The organism is Micromonospora coriariae (assembly GCF_900091455.1).
GTDB lineage: Bacteria > Actinomycetota > Actinomycetes > Mycobacteriales > Micromonosporaceae > Micromonospora > Micromonospora coriariae.
The window spans coordinates 3,246,485-3,266,420 of the sequence record NZ_LT607412.1; the positions used below are offsets into that span (position 1 = coordinate 3,246,485).

Annotated in this window: 21 protein-coding genes; 12 read left to right on the forward strand and 9 right to left on the reverse strand. The window is 72.4% G+C overall.

Annotation, left to right across the window (positions count from 1 at the left end; translation table 11 throughout):
• Positions 1-3: 3 nt before the first annotated feature.
• Both GA0070607_RS15260 and GA0070607_RS15265 read right to left on the reverse strand, forming a co-directional pair.
• Complete coding sequence (locus GA0070607_RS15260; protein ID WP_089018810.1) at positions 4-804, reverse strand: SAM-dependent methyltransferase; 801 nt, start codon at positions 802-804, stop codon at positions 4-6.
• A 68-nt stretch (positions 805-872) separates the two neighbouring features.
• The gene (locus GA0070607_RS15265) at positions 873-1,640 is read right to left on the reverse strand and encodes an SDR family oxidoreductase (protein WP_089018811.1); all 768 of its coding nucleotides are present in this window, start codon (positions 1,638-1,640) and stop codon (positions 873-875) included.
• A gap of 216 nt (positions 1,641-1,856) precedes the next feature.
• On the opposite strand from GA0070607_RS15265, the gene mshA reads away from it, so the two are divergent.
• From mshA to GA0070607_RS33975, 3 genes are all read left to right on the forward strand, one after another.
• Positions 1,857-3,221 carry a D-inositol-3-phosphate glycosyltransferase gene (mshA, locus tag GA0070607_RS15270; protein ID WP_089018812.1) on the forward strand — a complete coding sequence of 455 codons (1,365 nt, stop codon included), beginning with the start codon at positions 1,857-1,859 and terminating at the stop codon, positions 3,219-3,221.
• Positions 3,222-3,278: 57 nt separating this feature from the next.
• On the forward strand, positions 3,279-3,788 hold the full coding sequence (locus GA0070607_RS15275; RefSeq protein ID WP_089021871.1) for a type III secretion system chaperone family protein: 510 nt from the start codon (positions 3,279-3,281) through the stop codon (positions 3,786-3,788).
• Positions 3,789-4,143: 355 nt separating this feature from the next.
• Positions 4,144-4,968: a hypothetical protein gene (locus GA0070607_RS33975; RefSeq protein WP_408630910.1), complete on the forward strand. Its 825-nt coding sequence runs from the start codon at positions 4,144-4,146 to the stop codon at positions 4,966-4,968.
• A gap of 389 nt (positions 4,969-5,357) precedes the next feature.
• On the opposite strand, the gene GA0070607_RS15285 is transcribed toward GA0070607_RS33975, so the two are convergent.
• Both GA0070607_RS15285 and GA0070607_RS15290 read right to left on the reverse strand, forming a co-directional pair.
• A complete protein-coding gene (locus GA0070607_RS15285) occupies positions 5,358-6,638 on the reverse strand; it encodes an MFS transporter (protein ID WP_089018814.1) in 1,281 nt (426 codons plus the stop codon).
• Positions 6,639-6,754: 116 nt separating this feature from the next.
• Positions 6,755-8,041 (reverse strand): MDR family MFS transporter, encoded by a 1,287-nt coding sequence (locus tag GA0070607_RS15290; protein ID WP_089018815.1) that lies wholly within the window; start codon positions 8,039-8,041, stop codon positions 6,755-6,757.
• A 152-nt stretch (positions 8,042-8,193) separates the two neighbouring features.
• On the opposite strand from GA0070607_RS15290, the gene GA0070607_RS15295 reads away from it, so the two are divergent.
• On the forward strand, positions 8,194-8,961 hold the full coding sequence (locus GA0070607_RS15295) for a phosphoglyceromutase (protein ID WP_089018816.1): 768 nt from the start codon (positions 8,194-8,196) through the stop codon (positions 8,959-8,961).
• A gap of 66 nt (positions 8,962-9,027) precedes the next feature.
• Here the strand turns inward: GA0070607_RS15295 and phoU are convergent, their stop codons facing one another.
• Positions 9,028-9,681 carry a phosphate signaling complex protein PhoU gene (gene phoU, locus GA0070607_RS15300; protein WP_089018817.1) on the reverse strand — a complete coding sequence of 218 codons (654 nt, stop codon included), beginning with the start codon at positions 9,679-9,681 and terminating at the stop codon, positions 9,028-9,030.
• Positions 9,682-9,883: 202 nt separating this feature from the next.
• Here phoU and GA0070607_RS15305 point away from each other — a divergent pair, with 202 nt between their 5' ends.
• Positions 9,884-11,167 carry a sensor histidine kinase gene (locus tag GA0070607_RS15305; protein ID WP_089018818.1) on the forward strand — a complete coding sequence of 428 codons (1,284 nt, stop codon included), beginning with the start codon at positions 9,884-9,886 and terminating at the stop codon, positions 11,165-11,167.
• Positions 11,168-11,190: 23 nt separating this feature from the next.
• On the forward strand, positions 11,191-11,874 hold the full coding sequence (locus tag GA0070607_RS15310) for a response regulator transcription factor (protein ID WP_089018819.1): 684 nt from the start codon (positions 11,191-11,193) through the stop codon (positions 11,872-11,874).
• Positions 11,875-12,195: 321 nt separating this feature from the next.
• On the opposite strand, the gene GA0070607_RS15315 is transcribed toward GA0070607_RS15310, so the two are convergent.
• Positions 12,196-12,993, reverse strand: a complete 798-nt coding sequence (locus GA0070607_RS15315; RefSeq protein WP_089018820.1) for a hypothetical protein — start codon at positions 12,991-12,993, stop codon at positions 12,196-12,198.
• An 80-nt stretch (positions 12,994-13,073) separates the two neighbouring features.
• Between GA0070607_RS15315 and GA0070607_RS15320 the strand changes: the two genes are divergently transcribed.
• Complete coding sequence (locus GA0070607_RS15320; protein ID WP_089018821.1) at positions 13,074-14,018, forward strand: Ppx/GppA phosphatase family protein; 945 nt, start codon at positions 13,074-13,076, stop codon at positions 14,016-14,018.
• Positions 14,019-14,094: 76 nt separating this feature from the next.
• A complete protein-coding gene (locus tag GA0070607_RS15325; protein WP_089018822.1) occupies positions 14,095-14,901 on the forward strand; it encodes a sugar phosphate isomerase/epimerase family protein in 807 nt (268 codons plus the stop codon).
• A 38-nt stretch (positions 14,902-14,939) separates the two neighbouring features.
• Here GA0070607_RS15325 and GA0070607_RS15330 read toward each other — a convergent pair whose 3' ends face one another.
• Genes GA0070607_RS15330 through GA0070607_RS15340 form a run of 3 tightly spaced genes read right to left on the reverse strand, consistent with a single transcriptional unit; the run spans position 14,940 to position 16,987 of the window.
• Positions 14,940-15,527: a CGNR zinc finger domain-containing protein gene (locus GA0070607_RS15330; RefSeq protein ID WP_089018823.1), complete on the reverse strand. Its 588-nt coding sequence runs from the start codon at positions 15,525-15,527 to the stop codon at positions 14,940-14,942.
• 19 nt (positions 15,528-15,546) lie between these two features.
• Positions 15,547-16,713 carry a glutathionylspermidine synthase family protein gene (locus GA0070607_RS15335; RefSeq protein ID WP_089018824.1) on the reverse strand — a complete coding sequence of 389 codons (1,167 nt, stop codon included), beginning with the start codon at positions 16,711-16,713 and terminating at the stop codon, positions 15,547-15,549.
• 1 nt (position 16,714) lies between these two features.
• Positions 16,715-16,987 carry a hypothetical protein gene (locus tag GA0070607_RS15340; RefSeq protein ID WP_231931055.1) on the reverse strand — a complete coding sequence of 91 codons (273 nt, stop codon included), beginning with the start codon at positions 16,985-16,987 and terminating at the stop codon, positions 16,715-16,717.
• Between the two features lie 165 nt (positions 16,988-17,152).
• Between GA0070607_RS15340 and GA0070607_RS15345 the strand changes: the two genes are divergently transcribed.
• The 4 genes from GA0070607_RS15345 to GA0070607_RS15360 all read left to right on the forward strand — a co-directional run bounded on the left by GA0070607_RS15345 (position 17,153) and on the right by GA0070607_RS15360 (position 19,906).
• Complete coding sequence (locus GA0070607_RS15345; RefSeq protein WP_089018825.1) at positions 17,153-18,073, forward strand: proline dehydrogenase family protein; 921 nt, start codon at positions 17,153-17,155, stop codon at positions 18,071-18,073.
• A gap of 105 nt (positions 18,074-18,178) precedes the next feature.
• On the forward strand, positions 18,179-18,979 hold the full coding sequence (locus GA0070607_RS15350) for an alpha/beta fold hydrolase (protein ID WP_089018826.1): 801 nt from the start codon (positions 18,179-18,181) through the stop codon (positions 18,977-18,979).
• Entirely contained in the window at positions 18,972-19,571 is a 600-nt protein-coding gene (locus GA0070607_RS15355) for a TetR/AcrR family transcriptional regulator (RefSeq protein ID WP_089018827.1), read from the forward strand. The genes GA0070607_RS15350 and GA0070607_RS15355 overlap by 8 nt, the downstream gene beginning before the upstream one ends.
• A complete protein-coding gene (locus tag GA0070607_RS15360) occupies positions 19,568-19,906 on the forward strand; it encodes a YrdB family protein (RefSeq protein WP_157743162.1) in 339 nt (112 codons plus the stop codon). Before GA0070607_RS15355 ends, GA0070607_RS15360 begins: the two co-directional genes overlap by 4 nt.
• The last annotated feature ends 30 nt before the right edge of the window (positions 19,907-19,936 follow it).

The following is a 19,936-nucleotide window of genomic DNA, read 5'->3' on the forward strand; positions in this document are numbered from 1 at the left end:
GGGTCAGGCGCGGGGGGCGACGCTGGGCCAGGGGAGGGTCAGCTCGCCGTGGCGCCAGCGGTGGGGGCGGTTCAGGACGGGCCAGCCGGTCTCCTTCAGATGGGTCACGGCGCGTAGCCAGCGTTGGCGAGGGCCGAAGGTGGCGTACGGGGCCGCGGCCTGCCAGGCGTCCTCCAGTGCCCGGATCAGGTCGTGTACCGGCTCGCCGGGAACGTTGCGGTGGATCAGCGCCTTGGGCAGCCGCTCGGCCAGCTCGGCGGGGCTGCCCAGGGTGGTGAGTTTCGCGGCCAGGGTCAGTGTCCGGGGGCCGTCGGCGTCGATCAGCAGCCAGCCGGCGAGCCGGCCCAACTCGTCGCAGGTGCCCTCGACGAGCACCCCTCCGGGGGCCAGGGCGGCGGTCATCGTCCGCCAGGCGTCCGGCACCTCCCGCTCGTCGTACTGGCGCAGCACGTTGAACGCGCGGACCAGCACCGGCCGGAGCCCGGCCAGCTCGAATCCGCCCCGGGCGAAGGTCAGCCCCGGTGGGTCGGCGGCCGGCGTCGCGGCCGCCACCCGGGCCGGGTCGATCTCCAGCCCGACCAGCCGTACGTCCCGACGGACCCCGGCGGCCAGCCGGGCCCGCAGCTCCACAGCGGTCACCGGGGTGGCGCCGTAGCCGAGGTCGACCACCAGCGGATCGGCCGCCGCCCGTAGCCGGTCGGCGCAGGTGGAGACGATCCAGTTGTCCACCCGGCGGAGTCGGTTCGGGTTGGTCGTGCCCCGGGTGACCACGCCGAGCGGCCGCCGCCGCGCCGCCCCGCTCACTCCTCGCGCTTCACTTTGCCTCCGGTTCGCGACTGCGGGGCTCGCAAACCCGGCTCACTCCTCGCGCCTCACTGCCCGACCCGGTGCACCTTGTGCTGTGCGGCCTGCGCGCGCGGTCGGACCACCAGCCGGTCCACGTTCACGTGCTCGGGGCGGGTGGCGCACCACGCGATGCAGTCCGCCACGTCCTCGGCGACCAGTGGCCCGGGCACGCCGGCGTAGACGGCGGCCGCACGATCCGCGTTGCCGTCGAAGCGGACCAGCCCGAACTCGTCGGTCTTCACCATGCCCGGGTCGATCTCGATCACCCGCAGCGGGCGCCCGCACAGCTCCAGCCGGAGCGTGCCGGCGATGGCCGTCTGCGCGTGCTTCGCGGCGGCGTAGCCGCCCCCGCCCTCGTACACGGTCAGGCCGGCGGTGGAGGACACCACCACGATCGTGCCCGCGCCGGACGCCTCCAGCGCCGGCAGCAGCGCCTGGGTCACCCGCAGCGTGCCGAGCACGTTGACGTCGTACATCCACTGCCAGTCGTCGATCGAACCGGACTCCACCGGATCCAGCCCGCGCGCGCCGCCGGCGTTGTTGACCAGCAGAGTGACCGGCCCCGGTGCCCGCGCGGCGGCCTCGACCAGCCCGGCCACCGACTCGTCCGAGGTGACGTCGCAGGTCACCGCGGTGGCCTGCCCGCCGGCGGCGGCGATCTCGGCGACCAGATCGGCGAGCCGATCGGTCCGGCGGGCGGCGGCGAGCACGTGGAAACCCTCGGCGGCGAGCCGGCGGGCGGTGGCCGCGCCGATCCCGCTGGAGGCTCCGGTCACGATGGCGACAGAGGTCATCCCGTCATTGTCACCCCGGCCCTCTGAACCCATCCGGGCGGGCGTGACGGCCGCCGGCAGCGGGCATGGAGGGTGAGCGGTGATGAGGTCCGTCACGCCGGAGGGCCGCGCTGGCGAATTTCCGTAGGCCGATGGGGAAGATGACATCCGGCGTACAGGTTGACCGAGAAGCGCCGGTCGTGCGAGACGGCATCAACCGTTACAGAAGGAGCGGACGTGGCGGAACTGCACACCGGCGTCGGTCGTCAGCGGGGTGCCCAACCGTGGCCCCGGCCCCGTCGCATCGCGACCCTGTCGGTGCACACCTCCCCGCTGCACCAGCCCGGCACGGGCGACGCCGGGGGAATGAACGTCTACATCCTGGAGGTCGCCCGGCGGCTCGCCGAGGCCAACGTCGAGGTGGAGATCTTCACCCGCGCCACCTCCGGCGACCTGCCCCCGGTGGTCGAGATGGCCCCCGGCGTGCAGGTCCGGCACATCACCTCCGGCCCGCTGGAGGGGCTGACCAAGGAGGAGCTGCCCGGCCAGCTCTGCGCCTTCACCGCCGGGGTGCTGCGCGCCGAGGCGTCCCGCCCGCCCGGGCACTACGACCTGATCCACTCCCACTACTGGCTTTCCGGGCAGGTCGGTTGGCTGGCCAAGGAGCGCTGGGGGGTGCCGCTGGTGCACACCGCGCACACCCTGGCCAAGGTCAAGAACGCCCAGCTCGCGGCCGGTGACCGGCCGGAGCCCAAGGCCCGGGTGATCGGCGAGGAGCAGGTGGTCGCCGAGGCCGACCGGTTGGTCGCCAACACGCGGGTGGAGGCCCGGGACCTCGTCGAGCGGTACGACGCCGATCCCGACCAGGTCGCCGTCGTGCAGCCGGGCGTCGACCTGGACCGGTTTCGGCCCGCGCCGGGCGACCGGACCGCGGCCGCCCGCGCCGCCCGCCAGCGGCTCGGGCTCCCGGTCAACGGGTACGTGGTGGCCTTCGTCGGTCGGATCCAGCCGCTCAAGGCACCCGACGTGCTGATCCGCGCGGTAGCCGCGTTGCGGGAGCGCGATCCGGCGCTGGCCGACCAGGTGACCGTGGCGATCTGCGGCGGGCCCAGCGGCAGCGGGCTGGACCGGCCGACCGCGCTGATCGAGCTGGCCGCCACGCTCGGGGTCACCGACCGGGTGCGCTTCCTGCCACCGCGGACCGGGGACGACCTGCCGGCCCTGTACCGGGCCGCCGACCTGGTCGCGGTGCCGTCGCACAACGAATCCTTCGGGCTGGTCGCCCTGGAGGCACAGGCCTGCGGTACGCCGGTGCTGGCCGCCGCTGTCGGCGGGCTGGTCACCGCAGTTCGGGACCAGGTGAGCGGTGTGCTGATCGACGGGCACGACCCGGTGGACTGGGCCCTCGCGCTGGCTCGCCTGCTGCCGGACCAGGCCCGGCGCGCGGCACTGGCCCGGGGCGCCGAGCAGCACGCCCGGAACTTCTCCTGGGACCGCACGGTCGCCGGCCTGCTCGCCGTCTACGGCGAAGCCACCGCCGCGCACCGCGCCCGCCTCGTCGCCGACCTCGCCGGCAACCCCGCGCTCTCCTGCTCCTGGTGACCGGAGGCGCTGGTCGCCACCCGGTGCTCCGGCCCGGCCGGTCGTAGAGTGGGTCCGGTGAGCCCAAAGAGCGATCTTGCGACCCTGATCGAGTCGGTCTGTGCCGAGCGCGAGCTGGCCTGCGAGTCGACCGGGCCGGGCTCGTACGCGGTGACCCTGCCGGGCACCCACAAGCTCAAGACGGTCTGCAACCTGATCGTCGGTGAGCACGCGCTGCGGATCGAGGCGTTCGTGATGCGCCAGCCGGACGAGCGGCGTGAGGAGCTGTGGGCCTGGCTGTTGCAGCGCAACGCCCGGATGTACGGGGTGTCCTTCTCCACCGACGCGGTCGGCGACGTGTACCTGACCGGGCGGGTCAACCCGGCCGGAGTCGACGCCGACGAGTTGGACCGGCTCCTCGGTGCGGTGCTCACGTACGTGGACGAGTCCTTCGACACCATGCTGGAGATCGGCTTCGGCAGCTCCATCCGCCGGGAGTACGAGTGGCGGGTCAAGCGCGGCGAGTCGACCGCCAATCTGGCCGCCTTCGCGCACCTCTTCGAGCCCTCCGGCTCCGACCCGGCCTGACCGCCCGTCGCACCTCGACCGCAAGCCGCCGAAGCGGGTTGCCGGCTGGTGGTTCGGAGCGATCCTGACGGGTATGCCGCACCGCGCGGTGCGGCAAGGGACCCCCGCGCGCCGAGGACGGAGTGTCGAGGAGCGTGAGCGTCCCATGGCTCAGCGGAACAGCTCAGGTCGCGGCGGGACTGCGACCAGGACGAAACGACAGACCGGCAACCAGACGCCGAACACTCCCGGAATCTCCGAGTCGGAGATCTCCGGGATGCGGGTGGACGACATCCGCGGGCAGTTGCGCAAACGCGGGGTCTCCGGGATCTCCGCACTGCGTAAGCCCGACCTGGTGAAACAGTTGGTGCGCTCGCTGCGCGCCGAGAGCGGTGGCGCGGCCCGGCGCAGCACCGGTCCGGCCGGCCGGGCCACCGGCACTCGGGCGTCGGCGGGTCGCGCCGCCGCGACGAAGAAGGCGGCGACCCGGGCGGCGCCGAGCCGCGCGAAGGCCGCACCGGCGAACAAGAGCGCCCCCGCGAAGCGGGCCGCGGCCAAGAAGACGACGGCCGCGAAGAGGACGACGGCCGCGGCCAAGAAGACGACGGCCGCGAAGAGGACGACGGCCGCGGCCAAGAAGACGACAGCTGCGAAGTCGACGGCCGCCCGCAAGACGGCGGCCGCGCGTAAGTCGACGACGGCCCGGACCGCTCCCGCGCGAAAGGCGCCGGCCAAGAAGGCCGCGGCGCGGCCGTCGGCGGCGAAGCGGGCGGCACCGGCCAAGCGTGCCGCGGCGGCCCGGCCGGCCGGCGGCGGTACGGCGGCTGGCGGGATCCGGACCGGCCGGGGCACCGGACGGTCGGTTCGCAGCTCGCAGGTGATCTCGTCGATCGCGGACCGCCCGGAGCGCCCGGGACGGAGCTTGATCACCGCGAACCACGAGGTGATCCAGCGCTGGGCACGCGAGCGCGGGGCGAAGCCGGCGACCATCGCCGGTACCGAGCGGGAGGGCCGTGCGGGGGTTTTGACCTTCAACATCCCCGGTTACCGGGAGAGCAGCCGGATCCGTGAGATCACCTGGGATGAGTGGTTCCACACCTTCGATCTGCGCAGGCTGAACCTGATCTATCAGGAACAGATGCGCGACGGCCGGCAGAGCAACTTCTTCCGGACCGAATCACCCGATCGGGAAGACGGTTGAGGTGTTTGCGGGAATGCGCGAGGGGTATGCGGCTGTTGCCACAGACCGAGGCCCGAACTGCGGATACCCGCCAGTTGTGACCGGCGAGACAGTGGTCTGGGTTGAATCCAGAATCCGGGCGAACTAACTTTATTGCACCGCGCCACGCTTGGAAACGTTCGGGGGAGCGGCGGATCGATCAGATCCGCGCACCAGGCGAGGCGCGAGGGGACGGGTGGATCAACCGTTGGGGGACGGTGCCCACCTGTTTGGACCGGCGGCGCGAGCGGGCGACGCTTACGGGGGTGAGTGTTGCCCGCCGCCGCCGGCCCCGCCGGCGGGCGCCCACCACGACCTTTGGCCGTGGTGGGCGCTTTGCGTGTGTCGTACCCCGTGGTGGGTTCGGCCGGTCAGGCGGCCGGCACAGGGTCCCCGGAGGGTGCCGGCTCCCGGTCGGCGGCCCGGCGCAGCGCGGCGACGTGGCGCTCCCGGGACGGCCCGGCCAGTAGGTGCCCGAACGCGGCCAGCAGGCCGAGCCCGCCCACTATCAGCCAGTGCCGGTCGCCGAGGTACTGGAGGCTCACCCCGCCGAGCGTGGGTGCGACGAACGCCGCGGCGGGGAACGTCAGGTAGAAGACCGACTGGTACCGCGCGCGCAGCTGCGGCGGCGCCAGGTCCGCGTTGATCTGCGCGTTGGGCGGGGCGGCGAGCATCGAGCCGAACGTCCAGACCACAGCGGCGCCCAGGTAGACGGCCAGTTCGTCGGCGGCCGCGAGCACGCCGAAGCCGACCGCGAGCAGGGCGGTCGAGGCCGCCAGCACGACGTCCTTGCGGTGTCGGTCGATCAGCCGGGGCACGAACAGCTGCCCGAGCACGATCAGTGCGCCGCCGAGCGCCACGACCAGCCCGTACGCCGAGGGGCCCAGGCCGTCCGCGCGCATGGCCAGCGGCATGATCGTCTGGGTCTGCAGGGTGAGCACGGCCAGCACGAACGTGAGCCCGACGAAGACCAGGAAGGTCCGGTCGGTGAGCGCGGTGTGCAGCCCCGGGCCCCGGGTCCGGACGCGGCTCTTCGCCGGCCGCTCGGCCTGTGGCGTGCTCCGCCGCAGGGTTTCCGGCACCTTCCAGGCGATCACGGCGGCGGCGGTGAGGGTGGCGGCCGCGTCGACAAGGAACAGCGCGGTGAAGCTCGCTTCGGCCAGCACCCCGGCGAGCACCGAGGCGACCGCCATGCCCAGGTTGAACGCCCAGAACTGGAGGTTGAACGCGCGTGAGCGGCGCTGGGCGGGCACCACGTCCACGATCGCCGCGACGAAGGCCGGGCTCGGCATCGAGTGCACCACGCCGACCAGTGCCGAGAGCACCGCGATCAGCAGCAGTGGCCGACTGAAGGCCAGCGCCACCATCAGGACGGCGGTGACCAGGTGCGCGGCGAGCAGGGTGGCCCGACGGCCCCAGCGGTCGGCCAGTACCCCGCCGAGCAGCACGCCGGCCGCCCCGCCGGCCCCGTACGCGCCGACCACCGTGCCGGCCAGCGCCTCGCTGGCTCCTCGCGCGACGGTGAGGTACAGCGACAGGAAGAGCATGGCGAACGCGCCGGCTCGGTTGATGAGCAGCCCGGCCCAGAGGTACCAGAAAGTGGCGGGGAGCCCGCCGGCAGTGTCGTGCCACCAGCGCCGCAGGGCGTGCACCCGACCTCCCGACAGTTCGGATTCCTAACTGTTTCCTCTGAACGCTAGGAAACCGGCGCGGAACCCGCCACCGATTACCTGATCATGGGCGCTTCGTCACAACGGCGAGGCCGCGGTCAGGCCGTCGCCGGCTCGGGCTGTGCAGTTGACGGCGGGGTGGCGCTGACCGGTGCCAGCGCCTCGCCGGTACGGCGCAGGGTGGCGGCGCGCCGCTCCCGCGCCGGGCCGGACACCAGGTGCGCCACCGCGGTCACGACGCCGATCGCGGCACAGGCGAGCCAGAGCGTGGCGTTGCCGGCGTGCTCGCGCACCAGGCCGCCGAGGATCGGCGCACAGGCCCCGGCGATCTGCCACGACAGGGAGAACACGCCCTGGTAGCGTCCGCGCAACTCGGCGGGGGAGAGCTCGGCGATCAGGGTGGAGTTGGACGGCGAGTTCAGCATCTCGCCGACCGTCCAGATCAGGACGGTAAGCCCGTAGAGCCAGACGGTGCCGGCGAACGCGGTCAGCCCGAACCCGGCACCCATCACCACGGCGGCCAGCGCGAGCACGTGCGAGCGGCTCCGTCCACGGATCAGCCGGGGCACGAAGAGCTGGCCGATCACGATCAGGACGCCGTTGAGCGCGATCACCGAGCCGTAGGTGGCGGGGCTGAGGCCGTCGTCGCTCATGGCGATCGGCAGCATCGAGATGTGCTGGAGGAACACCAGGGCGGCCAACAGGTTCAGTGCCACGAAGCCGAGGTAGACCCGGTCGGCGAGGATCGTCCGCAGGGCGCCGCGCGGGGCGCTCGCCGCGGCGGCCGCCCGGCCGCTCTGCCGGGTCTCCGGCACGCGGGTGAAGATGATCAGCGCGGTGATCAGCATGGTGCCCGCGTCGACCACGAACAGCAGCAGGTAGTCGGCCTGCGCCGCGAGGCCGGCGAGGACGGCGGCGCAGGCGAAGCCCAGGTTGATCGCCCAGTAGTTGAGCGAGAAGGCGCGCAACCGGTCCTTCGCCGGCACCACGTCGATCATCATGGCCCCGAACGCGGGCCGGGCCGCCTCGGCGAACAGGCCGAGCAGCAGCGCGCCCAACGCCACGGCCCAGAGGTCCTTGGCCAGCCCGAGGGCGAGCATCATCGCGGCCGCGCCGACGTGCGCGGTGAGCAACGTCGGTCGCCGGCCCCACCGGTCGGCCAGTGTGCCGCCGGCGGTGGTGCCGACCGCGCCGCCGACGCCCCACAACCCGAGCACCAGGCCGGCCTGGGAGGCGGAGAAACCGCGCTCCTGGGTCAGGTAGATGGCGAGGAAGACGAGGACGAACGAGCCGAGCCGATTGATCAGCGTGCCGGTCCACAGGTACCAGAATGTGGTTGGCAGGCCGCCGGTGGTGTCCCGGAACCAGCTCCGCATCGTCCGCACGTGGCGCCCCCGCTTGCAAGTAATGACCGATGTGACTTGAGCGCCTTACAACCTAGTCGGGCGCGGAGTCGCTGGTCACCAGCTTTTTCACGTGGTGGTCGTCACGACGGGTGCCCGCGTGTCCCGGAAGCGGTTGAGGCAGGATGATCCGCATGACTGCGAGCGAGGGGCCCACCGTCGGGACGCTGGTCCTGCTGCGGCACGGCGAGAGCGACTGGAACGCCAAGAACCTCTTCACCGGCTGGGTGGACGTCGACCTGACCGAGAAGGGCGAGGACGAGGCGCGGCGCGGCGGCGAACTGATGCGCGAGCACAGCCTGCTGCCGGACGTCGTGCACACCAGCGTGATGCGCCGCGCGATCCGCACCGCCGAGCTGGCGCTGAACGCCGCCGACCGGCACTGGATCGCGGTGCGCCGGTCGTGGCGGCTCAACGAGCGGCACTACGGCGCCCTGCAGGGCAAGAACAAGAAGCAGACCCTCGACGAGTACGGCGAGGAGCAGTTCATGCTCTGGCGCCGGTCGTACGACACCCCGCCGCCGCCGATCGCCGACGACGACGAGTGGTCGCAGGTGGGCGATCCGCGGTACGCGCTGCTGCCGACCGAGCTGATGCCGCGTACCGAGTGCCTCAAGGACGTCGTCGAGCGGATGCTGCCCTACTGGTACGACTCGATCGTGCCGGACATCCTGGCTGGTCGGACCGTGCTGGTGGCCGCGCACGGCAACTCGCTGCGGGCCCTGGTCAAGCACCTCGACCAGATCTCCGACGAGGCGATCGCCAAGCTGAACATCCCGACCGGCATCCCGCTGCGCTACGACCTCGACCCGCAGCTGCGCCCGCTCACCCTGGGCGGCACCTACCTCGACCCGACCGCCGCGAAGGCGGCCGCCGCCGCGGTGGCCAACCAGGGTCGCTAGACGTCGAGATGTAAGGAAGGGCCCCTTGTTATCGCGGAGCGATAACAAGGGGCCCTTCCTTACAGGTCAGGTGGCGGTGGGGGCGCTCTCCCCGGTGATCAGGTAGACCACGTGCTCACCGGCGTTGACCGCATGGTCGGCGAAGCGCTCGTAGAAGCGGCCGAGCAACGTGGCGTCGATGGCGGTCTCCACCCCGTACGGCCAGTCGTCGCCGAGCAGCATGGCGAACAGGTTCTTGTGCAGCTCGTCCATCGCGTCGTCGTCGCGGTCCAGCTCGCCGGCGAGGTCGGCGTCGGGCTTCGCGAGCACCGAGCCGATCTTGACCGCCATCCGGTCGGCGATGTCCGACATCTCGGTGAAGATCGTCCGTAGCTCCGCCGGCACGGCGGGCGAGGGGTGCCGGCGCAGCGCGGTCTTCGCCACGTGGTCGGCGAGGTCGCCCATCCGCTCCAGGTCGGCGGCCACGTGCAGTGCGGTGATCATGGCTCGCAGGTCGGAGGCGACCGGCGCCTGCCGGGCGAGCAGGTCACAGACCCTCTCCTCGACGTGCCGGTAGAGGTCGTCGATTTCGGCGTCCCGCTCAATGACCGTCTCGGCGGCCTGCCGGTCGGCGGTGAGCAGGGCCCGGGTGGCCTGGCGCATGGCGGCGCGGACGCCCTCCGCCATGTCCACCAGTAGTTGGCTGACGATCTGGAGATCGGCCCGGAACTCGTCGCGCATCATCACGTCCTGTGGTCGGTCGCCGCCGACGGGTGCCGGCGCAGGGTTGAGCAGGTGCGCCGCCAACGGTAGGTGGCGCGGGCGGACCCTTGATGAACCCCGGTGAACGACGCCGGACGCGGGGATGAACATTTGCGAAAGTGAGGGTGGTTCGTCCCGGTCTGTGTGGTAGCCAGGTTAACAATGACCCTACGATCGCCGGGTGGAGTGGGCGGTGGCGGTCGTGGTGGCCGTGGCGTTGGTGGCCGGGTTGGCCGCCGGTTTCCTGCTGTCCCGGTACCTGCCGGCGCGCGAGCGGCTCTCCACGTCGACGGGGAGCGCAGGCTCCCGCCGGAGCAGGGGGAGGCCCGCGATAGCCGACGAGCAGCAGACCGGGCTCGGCCGCCGGACGATCGACTCGCTCCGGGCCGGGGTCGTGGTGCTGGACAACGACGACGTGCCCGTGCTGATCAACCCGGCCGCCCGCGCGATGGGTCTGCTGCGCACCGGCAGCACCCCGGGCTCGATAGCCGCGCACCCACTGATCCGTACCCTCGCCGGCCAGGTGCGGCGCACCGGGGTGCGGCGCGAGATCGAGCTGGACCTGCCCCGGGGTCGCGACAGCGCGGGGGAGAACCCGCTCGGCGTGCACCTGCGGGCGATGGGTCTCGGCAACGGCTTCACCGCCGTGGAGGCGGTCGACGTGACCGAGTCGCACCGGCTGACGCGGGTGCGACGTGACTTCGTGGCCAACGTGAGCCACGAGCTCAAGACACCGATCGGGGCGCTTCAGCTGCTCGCCGAGGCGTTGCTCGACGCCACCGAGCCGGCCGAGGCCGCGGCACCCGATCTCTCCGAGGACCTGGTCGCCGCCCGCCGGTTCGCCGAACGGATCCAGCACGAGTCGACCCGGCTGGGTCGGCTGGTGCAGGAGTTGCTGGAGCTGACCCGGTTGCAGGGCGCCGAACCGCAGCCGCCAGCGGAACCGGTCGCGCTGGACTGGGTGATCGCCGAGGTGGTCGACCGGACCCGCACCACGGCCTCCGCCCGGGGCGTCGAGGTGTCGGTGACCGGGGAGCGCGGCCTCACCGCGTACGGCAGCGACACCCAACTCGCCACCGCGGTGGCGAACCTGGTCGAGAACGCCATCAACTACTCGGGTGCGGACACCACGGTCCGGGTCACCCTCCACGGCGACGACGAGCACATCGAGATCGCCGTTGCCGACCAGGGCATCGGTATCGCCCCGACGGACGTGGACCGGATCTTCGAACGGTTCTACCGGGCCGACCAGGCCCGCTCGCGTGCCACCGGTGGCACAGGGCTCGGCCTGGCCATCGTCAAACACATCGCGAGCAACCATGGCGGACGGGTGGAGGTGTCGAGCACTCTTGGTGGTGGATCGACGTTCACCCTCCGGCTGCCGGCCCGTCCACCGGACGACCTGCTGGCGACACTGCCGCCGGCTGGGATCGAGGCCGGTCCGGCCGAGCTACGGCAGGTCTGACAGCAATGGAAAGGAAATCCCCGTTGAGCCGTGTTCTGGTGGTCGAGGACGAGGAATCGTTCTCCGACGCCCTGTCGTACATGCTCCGTAAGGAGGGCTATGAGGTTTCGGTCGCCGCGACCGGCACCGACGCCCTCACCGAGTTCGACCGAACCGGCGCCGACATCGTGCTGCTCGACCTGATGTTGCCGGAGATGTCGGGGACCGAGGTCTGCCGCCAGCTCCGGCAGCGGTCGGCCGTCCCCATCATCATGGTCACCGCCCGCGACAGCGAGATCGACAAGGTGGTCGGCCTGGAGATCGGCGCCGACGACTACGTCACCAAGCCGTACTCGCCCCGCGAGCTGGTGGCCCGGATCCGGGCCGTGCTGCGCCGGCAGAGCCCGGAGGTGACCGACCCGGGTGCCCCCACCCTGGCCGCCGGGCCGGTGCGGATGGACATCGAGCGGCACGTGGTGACCGTCGACGGTGGCGCCGTGCAGCTGCCGCTCAAGGAGTTCGAGCTGCTGGAGCTGCTGCTGCGCAACGCCGGCCGGGTGCTGACCCGGGGTCAGCTCATCGACCGGGTCTGGGGCGCCGACTACGTCGGTGACACCAAGACGCTGGACGTGCACGTCAAGCGGCTGCGCTCCAAGATCGAGCCGGAGCCGTCCGCGCCGCGTTTCATCGTCACCGTCCGCGGCCTGGGCTACAAGTTCGAGCCGTGATCGACGCACCGACGGGGGCCGGGCGTCCGCGTCGTCGCCGGAGACAGTGTGCGCGGACAGGTCTGTCTACTGCTGCCCTCAGCCCAACGGCCGGGCCGAGGCGAGGTTGCCGGTCGGCGTGATACCTCACAGGCATATTAATGCCTCAGAGGTATCGCGCCGATGACGACGACCGCCAGCCGAGGCGCTCGGCCGCCTCCGTGCGGCCGCGTCCTGGTCGGTCCCGGCAAGCTGGTCCACGGTGACGGCTCGGTTCTGGAGCAGGAAGGCGACCGCCACGAACCAGCCGATCCGCTTGCGTCGGCGAGGAAGCGGAAGTGGTCAGACCTCGTCGGCGGGGTGCGGGGCGACCAGGCCCTGCTTCGTCCGGGCCGCGCACAGCTCGGCCAGCCGCTCGTACGCGGGCGCGCCGATCAGCGCGGTCAACTCCGGCCCGTACGAGAGGTACATCGGCTCGGCGCCGACGTGCGCGTCCGTCGAGGAGGTGCACCACCAGTCGAGGTCGTGCCCACCGGCACCCCAGCCTCGGCGGTCGAACTCGGACAGGGTGGAGACCAGCACCTTGCTGTTGTCCGGACGCTTGACCCAGTCCTGGTCCCGTCGGATCGGCAGCTGCCAGCAGACGTCCGGCTTGTATTCCAGCGGGTGCACGCCGTCGCGCAGCGCCTGGGCGTGCAGCGCGCAGCCACCCCCGCCGGCGAAGTCGGCGTCGTTGAGGAAGACGCACGGACCGTCGGGGCCCTGGGTGGCGGTCCGGCGGGCCGGGTTCTTGCCGTCGATGGTGTCGTTGTCGGTCCAGTTCTTGAACCCGCGCCGGAAGTGCTGCCAGGTCGACGGGGTGAGCAGCTTGACCGCGTTGCGGACCCGCTTCTCGTCGTCGGAGTCGGTGAAGAACGCTCCGTGCGAGCAGCAGCCGTCGGCGGACCGGCCAGCGATGATGCCGTGGCAGCCCCGGCCGAAGATGCAGGTCCAGCGGGAGAGCAACCAGGTCAGGTCGGCCCGGATCAGGTGGGTCTCGTCCGCGGGGTCCGCGAACTCGATCCACTCCCGGGGAAAGTCCAGCGGCACCTCGCGGCTGCGCGGGTCACCCGGATCGTCCACCAGCACGCGGAGCTCCATCGTCACCCGGACCAGCGTACGCGCGGTCCCCTCCGCGGGCCGGCGAGCCGCGCAAACGTCTTGCACCTAGTGTCTTCACCATGCGACTGGGTGTCCTCGACGTCGGATCCAACACGGTGCACCTGCTGGTGGTGGACGCGCACCACGGCGCGCACCCGTGGCCGGCGCACTCGGAGAAGGTGGTCCTCCGGCTGGCCGAGCAGATCGGCCCCGACGGAGCGCTGACCGACGCGGGCGCGGACGGTCTGGTCAAGGCGGTCGGCATGGCGAAGGCGGCGTCCGCCGGGCTGGAGGCCGACGACCTGATCGCGTTCGCCACCTCCGCGGTGCGGGACGCCACCAACGCCGCCGAGGTGCTGGCCCGGGTCCGCGACGAGACCGGCGTACGGCTGGCGGTGCTCTCCGGCGCGGACGAGGCGCGGATGACCTTCCTGGCGGTGCGGCGCTGGTTCGGCTGGTCGGCGGGGCGGCTGCTGGTGCTGGACATCGGCGGCGGCTCGCTGGAGATCGCCGCCGGGATCGACGAGGACCCGGACGTCGCGGTCTCGCTGCCACTCGGCGCCGGCCGGCTGACCCGTGAGCGGCTTCAGGTCGACCCGGCGAGCGCGGCGCCGCCGTCCGCGGAGGCCGTCGACAAGCTGCGGGAGTACGTGGACGGCCGGCTGGACAAGGTCGTCGACCAGATGACCGAGATCGGCTGGGGCCGGGCGGTGGGCACCTCGAAGACGTTCCGCACCCTGGCCCGGCTGGCCGGGGCGGCGCCGTCCGGGGCCGGGCTCTGGGCGCGGCGCAGCCTGACCCGCGCCGGGTTGCGGCAGGTCATCGGCTTCATCCGGCACATCCCGCCGGCCCAACTGATGGAGCTGGAAGGAGTCAGCGCGGGCCGGGCCCACCAGTTGCTGGCCGGCGCGGTGGTCGCCGAGGCGGTGATGCGCCGTCTGGATCTGGAGTCGCTGGACATCTGCCCGTGGGCGCTGCGGGAGGGGGTCATCCTCCGCCGGCTCGATCAACTTGAACCGATGTGACCGAGGCGGGCGGTAACGGGTGGTTTGCCGGCGCTCGTCACGATGGTGTCGGCGCCGCCGGGCTACCCTGGCTGATGTGACTTCCCGCGTTCCAGTGCTCCTGTCCAGCTCGTCGGTCTTTCCCGAGCCGACCGCGGCGGCGTTCCAGCTGGCCGCGGCGCTCGGCTACGACGGCGTCGAGGTGATGGTCTGGACCGACGTGGTCAGCCAGGACGCGGGCGCGCTGCGCGGCCTCTCGACGCACTACGACGTGCCGGTGCTCTCGGTGCACGCGCCCTGCCTGCTCGTCACCCAGCGGGTGTGGAGCCCGGACCCGTGGGAGCGGCTGCGCAAGGCCGCCGAGCTGGCCGAGACGCTGGAGGCGCCGACAGTCGTGGTGCACCCACCGTTCACCTGGCAGCGTGACTACGCGCGCCGGTTCACCGAGGGGCTCGCCGCGGTGGAGGAACGGTTCACCGGGCTGCGCTTCGCGGTGGAGAACATGTACCCGGTGCGAATGGCGGGGCGGCGGTTCGTCCCGTACGTGCCGGGCTGGGACCCGACCGACACCGGGTACCCCTCGTACACCCTGGATCTGTCGCACTGCGCGGCCTCGCACAGCGACCCCCTGGAGATGGCCGACCGGATGGGCGCCGGGCTGGCCCACGTGCACCTCGGCGACGGCACCGGCGAGGGCCGCGACGAGCACCTGGTGCCCGGGCGCGGCACCCAACCCTGCGGGGAACTGCTCTCCTCGCTGGCCGGGCGGGGCTTCACCGGAGCGGTGGCGGTGGAGGTGGCGACCCGGGGCGCGAAGAGCCGCGCGGTGCGCGAGGCGGACCTGCGCGCCGCGTTGGAGTTCGCCCGCCAGCACCTGACCGCGCCGTCCCCGGTCGACGCCTGACCCCCGCACGGGGCGTCAGGGCGTCGACCGGTACGACGTCAGCTGACCGGGGAGAGCGAGTCGGCGACCGCCGTCGGCTGCGCGGCGACAGTCACCTGCTCGCCGACCGCGGCCCGCTTACGGGCCCGGTGCGCCGCCACGTGCGAGCGGGTGGCGCAGCGCTCGGAGCAGAACCGCCGGCAGCAGTTGGACGACGTGTCCAGGTAGACGTTGCCGCACCGCTCGTCGGCGCAGACGCCGAACCGGGCGCTGCCGTACTCGCAGAGCCAGACCGACAGCCCCCAGACCGCGCCGGCCAGGTATTCGGCGCTGACCGAAGCTCCCCGGCTGGTCACGTGCATGTGCCAGTCACTGGAGTCGTGCCCGGAGATGCGCGGCTGGACCGGGAACGCCTCGAGCAGCGCGTTCAGCTCCGTCACCGCCTGGGCGTCCCGCCCCGAAGTGCCGTACTCGAAGACATCGCGCAACCGCTTCTGTGCCCGCCGGAAAATCACTACATCCCGTTCCGCGACCTCGTCGCGCATCCAGGCGTTTTCGTCGGGGAAGAGGGCCCGCAGGTCGTCGAGGTCGTCCAGGCGGGCGTTGACCAGGTCAACGCCGGTCCGGGCGTACGCGTCGAAGTTCACAGCCCCAACGGTAGACGACTCACGGGGTGCGCGGCGCGTCGATGTAGTGCGGCAGAAACCGCGCGTAGCCGTCGGTGATCAGACTCGCACTCTCCCGCACCCCCACCCCCGCCGATTCGCCGTCGACGATCCAACTGCCCAACACCATCCGGTTGCCGTCGAACTGCGGCAACGCCCGGAACTCCTGGTAGCACCAGCCCTCGTCGCCGTAGATCCCCGGGTTGGTGATCTCCTGCTCGGCGGTGACGATGCGTACCGAGCCGCCCTCCCGGCCCAGTAACGGCTTGGCTACGTACTCCGGCATGTCACGCGGCGAGTCGAGGTACGCCGGCAGCAGGTACTCGTGGCCGGGGTACAGCTCCCACAGGACCGCGAGCAGCGCCTTGTTGGACAGCAGCAGCTTCCAGGCCGGCTCGATCCAGGTGGTCGGGGTGCCCGGGGCCAGCGCGGGCGGCCCGTACGGCTCGGCCAGCATCCACTCCCAGGGGTAGAGCTTGAAGCAGGTGGTCACCGGGCGGTCGGCGGAGTCGACGAAGCGGCGGCCGTCCCAGCCGATCTCCTGGATCGGCAGCAGTTCGACGGTCAGGCCGGCCTGCCGGGCGGTCTCGGCCAGGTAGCCGGCCGTCATGTGGTCCTCGCCCGACTCCTCCTCGTTCGACCAGAGCACGTGTACCCGGGGGTCGTGCAGCCCGGCGCCGATCTTCGCCCAGGCGCCGACCAGGCGCTCGTGCAGGCTGTTCCACTGATCCAGCTCCGGGCGGGTCTGCTCCAGCCAGTACCACTGGATGATGCTCGCCTCGACCAGCGCGGTCGGGGTGTCCGCGTTGTACTCCAGCAGCTTCGGTGGCCAGACGCCGTCATAGGCAAGGTCGAAGCGCCCGTAGAGGGTGGGCGGCGCCTCGCGCAGCGACCGGGCCACCGCGTCGGCCGCCCACGCCGGGATGCCGAACTCGGCGTACCGGCGGTGGGCCACCACGTGCTCGGCGGCGGCCACCGACATCCGGTGCAGTTCCTCGGTGGCCTCCTCCAGCCGCAGCACCTCGTCCAGCTCGACGGCGTACGCGGCGGTCTCGTCCCAGTACGACATGACGCCGCCGTCGGGCAGTTCGGTGTCGACGTAGACCAACCCCTGAGCCCGGATGGTGGCGTCCCAGTCGGGTCGTGGCGTGACCTGCTCGCGGCGCACCTCAGCCGCCGCACGCGGCGAGGTGGGTGCCGAACCCGCCGCGTTCGGGTAGGGCCGCGGCCGTCGGCTCCGGGGCGGCGCGGCCGGCGCCCGGGTCGGCGACCCGCATCGCGAGCGCGACCGTGTCGCCTCCGCCGACCGGCCCGAGGGCGCAGTCGTCGTCATCATCGTCGTCCGAGGTCATGTTGCAGCCGGAGAGGGCGAGCGCGAGAGCGGTGAGCGCGCCGAGCTGCACGGAGGCCGACCGGAGCCGGCGGCGGGGGCGTTGGTCCACGGCATCGTTGTAGCCGATCGACGCCACCGGCGCAGCCCCGGCGGCAAGGTAAGGAAGGGCCCCTTCTTATCGGATTTTGTTGTACAAGGGGCCCTTCCTAACGTCCGGCTGGGCGGCACCGCTGCCCCTCGGCGGGGGCCCTGGCAGGGGCGATACGCTCGGCTCATGCTCCGTTCCGTCATCCTCGCCGCCTCCCGGTCATCCCAGGTCGAGCGGCTCGTCGCGACAGCCCCGTTCACCCGGGACGTCGTCCGCCGGTTCGTCGCCGGCGCCGCCACCGACGACGCGTTGCGCGCGACCCGCGGGCTCGTCGACGACGGCCTGGCGGTCACCCTCGACCACCTCGGCGAGGACACCGTCCGTCCCGAGCAGGCCACTGCCACCCGGGACGAGTACCTGCGGCTGCTGAAGATGCTCGGCGCCGCCGGGCTGACCCCGGCCGCCGAGGTGAGCGTGAAGCTCTCCGCCCTCGGCCAGATGATCGACGAGCAGTTGGCGTACGACAACGCGCGGGCGATCTGCGCGGCCGCCGACGCGGCGGGCACCACTGTCACCCTGGACATGGAGGACCACACCACCACCGACTCGACGTTGGAGGTGCTGGAGAAGCTGCGCAAGGACTTCCCGTCGACGGGCGCGGTGCTCCAGGCGTACCTGCGCCGCACCGAGTCGGACTGCCGGGAGCTGTCCTCGGCCGGGTCGCGGGTGCGGCTGTGCAAGGGCGCCTACAAGGAGCCGGAGTCGGTGGCGTACCAGTCGGCCCGCGAGGTCGACAAGTCCTACGTCCGTTGCATGAACATTCTGATGTCCGGCGACGGCTACCCGATGCTGGCCACCCACGACCCCCGCATGATCGCCATCGGCGAGGACCGGGCCCGCTGGTTCGACCGAGGGCCGGAGCGCTTCGAGTTCCAGATGCTCTACGGCATCCGCCCCGAGGAGCAGGCCCGGCTGGCCGGTGAGGGCTACACCGTGCGCACCTACGTCCCGTACGGCGACGAGTGGTACGGCTACCTGATGCGCCGGCTCGCCGAGCGCCCGGCCAACCTGGTCTTCTTCGGCCGGTCCCTGATCTCGAAGAAGTAACCCGCACGTACCGGCCGACGGGCCGGCGGTGACCCCTGTGGTTTCCGCCGGCCCGTTCGTGTATCCAGGTTGACGGTCACGGCTAATGAGGCTAGCCTTTTGGCTATGACAACTAGCCGGGTGCGGCGGGACGGCGGACACATCGCGTACGAGGTGCACGGGGAGGGCCCCTTGGTCGTCCTCTCGCACGGCATGGGCGAGAACCGGGCGAGCTTCCGGCACCTGGTGCCGCTGCTGGTCGCGGCCGGCCACCGGGTCGCCTCGGTCGACGTTCGGGGGCACGGGGAGTCCAGCGTCGGCTGGCCCACGTACGCCCCGGCCGAGGTCGGCGCCGACCTGCTGGCCGTGGTCCGCGACCTCGACGCCGGGCCGGCGGTGCTGGTCGGCAGCTCGTCCAGCGCGGCGGCGGTGGTCTTCGCCGCGACCGACGCGCCCGAGCTGGTCTCCGGCATCGTGCAGATCGGCGCGTTCGTCGGTCAGCGGAAACTCAACCCGGCGCTGCGGGTGGCGCTGGCGGCGGTGCTGCGCAGCCCCCGACTGTTCGGGATGTTCCACAAGACGCTCTTCCCGGTGCACCGGCCCGCCGACGACGCGGCGTACCGCCGGTCGATGGTGACCAACCTGCGCGAGCCCGGCCGGATGGCCGCGGTGCGCGGGGTGGTCGTGCCGGTCGAGCCGCACTGGACCGCGCGCGCCCCGCAGGTCCGGCAACCGGTGCTGGTGTTGATGGGCGCCAAGGACCCGGACTTCCCCGACCCCGGTGCCGAGGCGCGGGCGGCCCGCCGGCTGTTCCGCACCGCCGAGGCCCGGATGATCGAGGAGTCCGGGCACTACCCGCACGCCGACCGGCCGCAGCGCACGGCCGACGAGCTGCTCGGGTTCCTGGCGGTGTGCGCCGGTGCCTAGGGCCGGCCTCAACCAGCAGATCGTGGTGCGGGAGGCGGCCCGGCTGGCCGACGAGGTCGGCTACCAGCGGCTCACCCTCGCCGCGCTGGCCGGTCGGCTCGGCGTCGCACTGCCCAGTCTCTACAAGCACGTCCGGGGGGCGGACGCGCTGGCCAGGAAACTCTCCGCCCTGGCCACCGCCGAGTTGGCCACCGAGCTGACCACCGCCGCCGCCGGCAGGGCCGGCGGCGACGCGCTCCGGGCGATGGCCGACGCCTACCGCGACTACGCCCGCCGGCACCCCGGCCGCTACCCGGCCACCCAGCAGGTGCCCGACCCGGCCGACCCGGAGCACGTCGCGGCGGGCGAGCGGGCGGTCGGTGCCATCTACGCGGTGCTGCGCGGGTACGGGCTCACCGGCGACGACGCGGTGGACGCCACCAGGGCGCTGCGCAGTGCCCTGCACGGGTTCGTGTCGCTGGAGGCGGCGGGCGGCTTCGGCCTGCCCCGCGAAGTGGACCGCTCGTACCACCAACTCATCGCCGGGATGGATCTCGCGTTCCAGTCCTGGCCCCGCGCTCGCGGCACCGTCAATCAGGCGGACCAGTCGTGATCCGGGCGTTCGGGCTGCTCCTGGTCTTCCTGCTGGAGTTGGCCGTCCTGGCCGTCGGCGTCCGGTGGGGCTGGTCCCTGGACGCACCCACAGCCGTCCGACTGCTCGCCGCCGTCGGCGTGCCGCTGCTGCTCGCCGGGCTCTGGGGCGTCCTCGGCTCGCCTCGTGCCCGGGTCCCGCTGCGCCCACCGGCCAAGTACGCCTTCCAGGCCGGGTGGTTCGTTCTGGGCGGCGGGATGCTCGCCCTGCTCGGGCGGCCGTGGCTCGGCCTCGCCCTGGTCGTCGTCTGGGTGGTCGTCACCATAGTGCTCCGCCGCGCCGGCCGCCCGGCCTGAGTGGCGTTCCCGGCCGGGCCCGGACGGGGC

Coding starts and splice junctions, on each gene's coding strand:
- GA0070607_RS15350 (WP_089018826.1), top strand. CDS start 18,179: ATGACAACTAGCCGGGTGCGGCGGGACGGCGGACACATCGCGTACGAG.
- GA0070607_RS15315 (WP_089018820.1), bottom strand. CDS start 12,993: ATGGAGCTCCGCGTGCTGGTGGACGATCCGGGTGACCCGCGCAGCCGC.
- GA0070607_RS15265 (WP_089018811.1), bottom strand. CDS start 1,640: ATGACCTCTGTCGCCATCGTGACCGGAGCCTCCAGCGGGATCGGCGCG.
- phoU (WP_089018817.1), bottom strand. CDS start 9,681: ATGCGCGACGAGTTCCGGGCCGATCTCCAGATCGTCAGCCAACTACTG.
- GA0070607_RS15320 (WP_089018821.1), top strand. CDS start 13,074: ATGCGACTGGGTGTCCTCGACGTCGGATCCAACACGGTGCACCTGCTG.
- GA0070607_RS15295 (WP_089018816.1), top strand. CDS start 8,194: ATGACTGCGAGCGAGGGGCCCACCGTCGGGACGCTGGTCCTGCTGCGG.
- GA0070607_RS15345 (WP_089018825.1), top strand. CDS start 17,153: ATGCTCCGTTCCGTCATCCTCGCCGCCTCCCGGTCATCCCAGGTCGAG.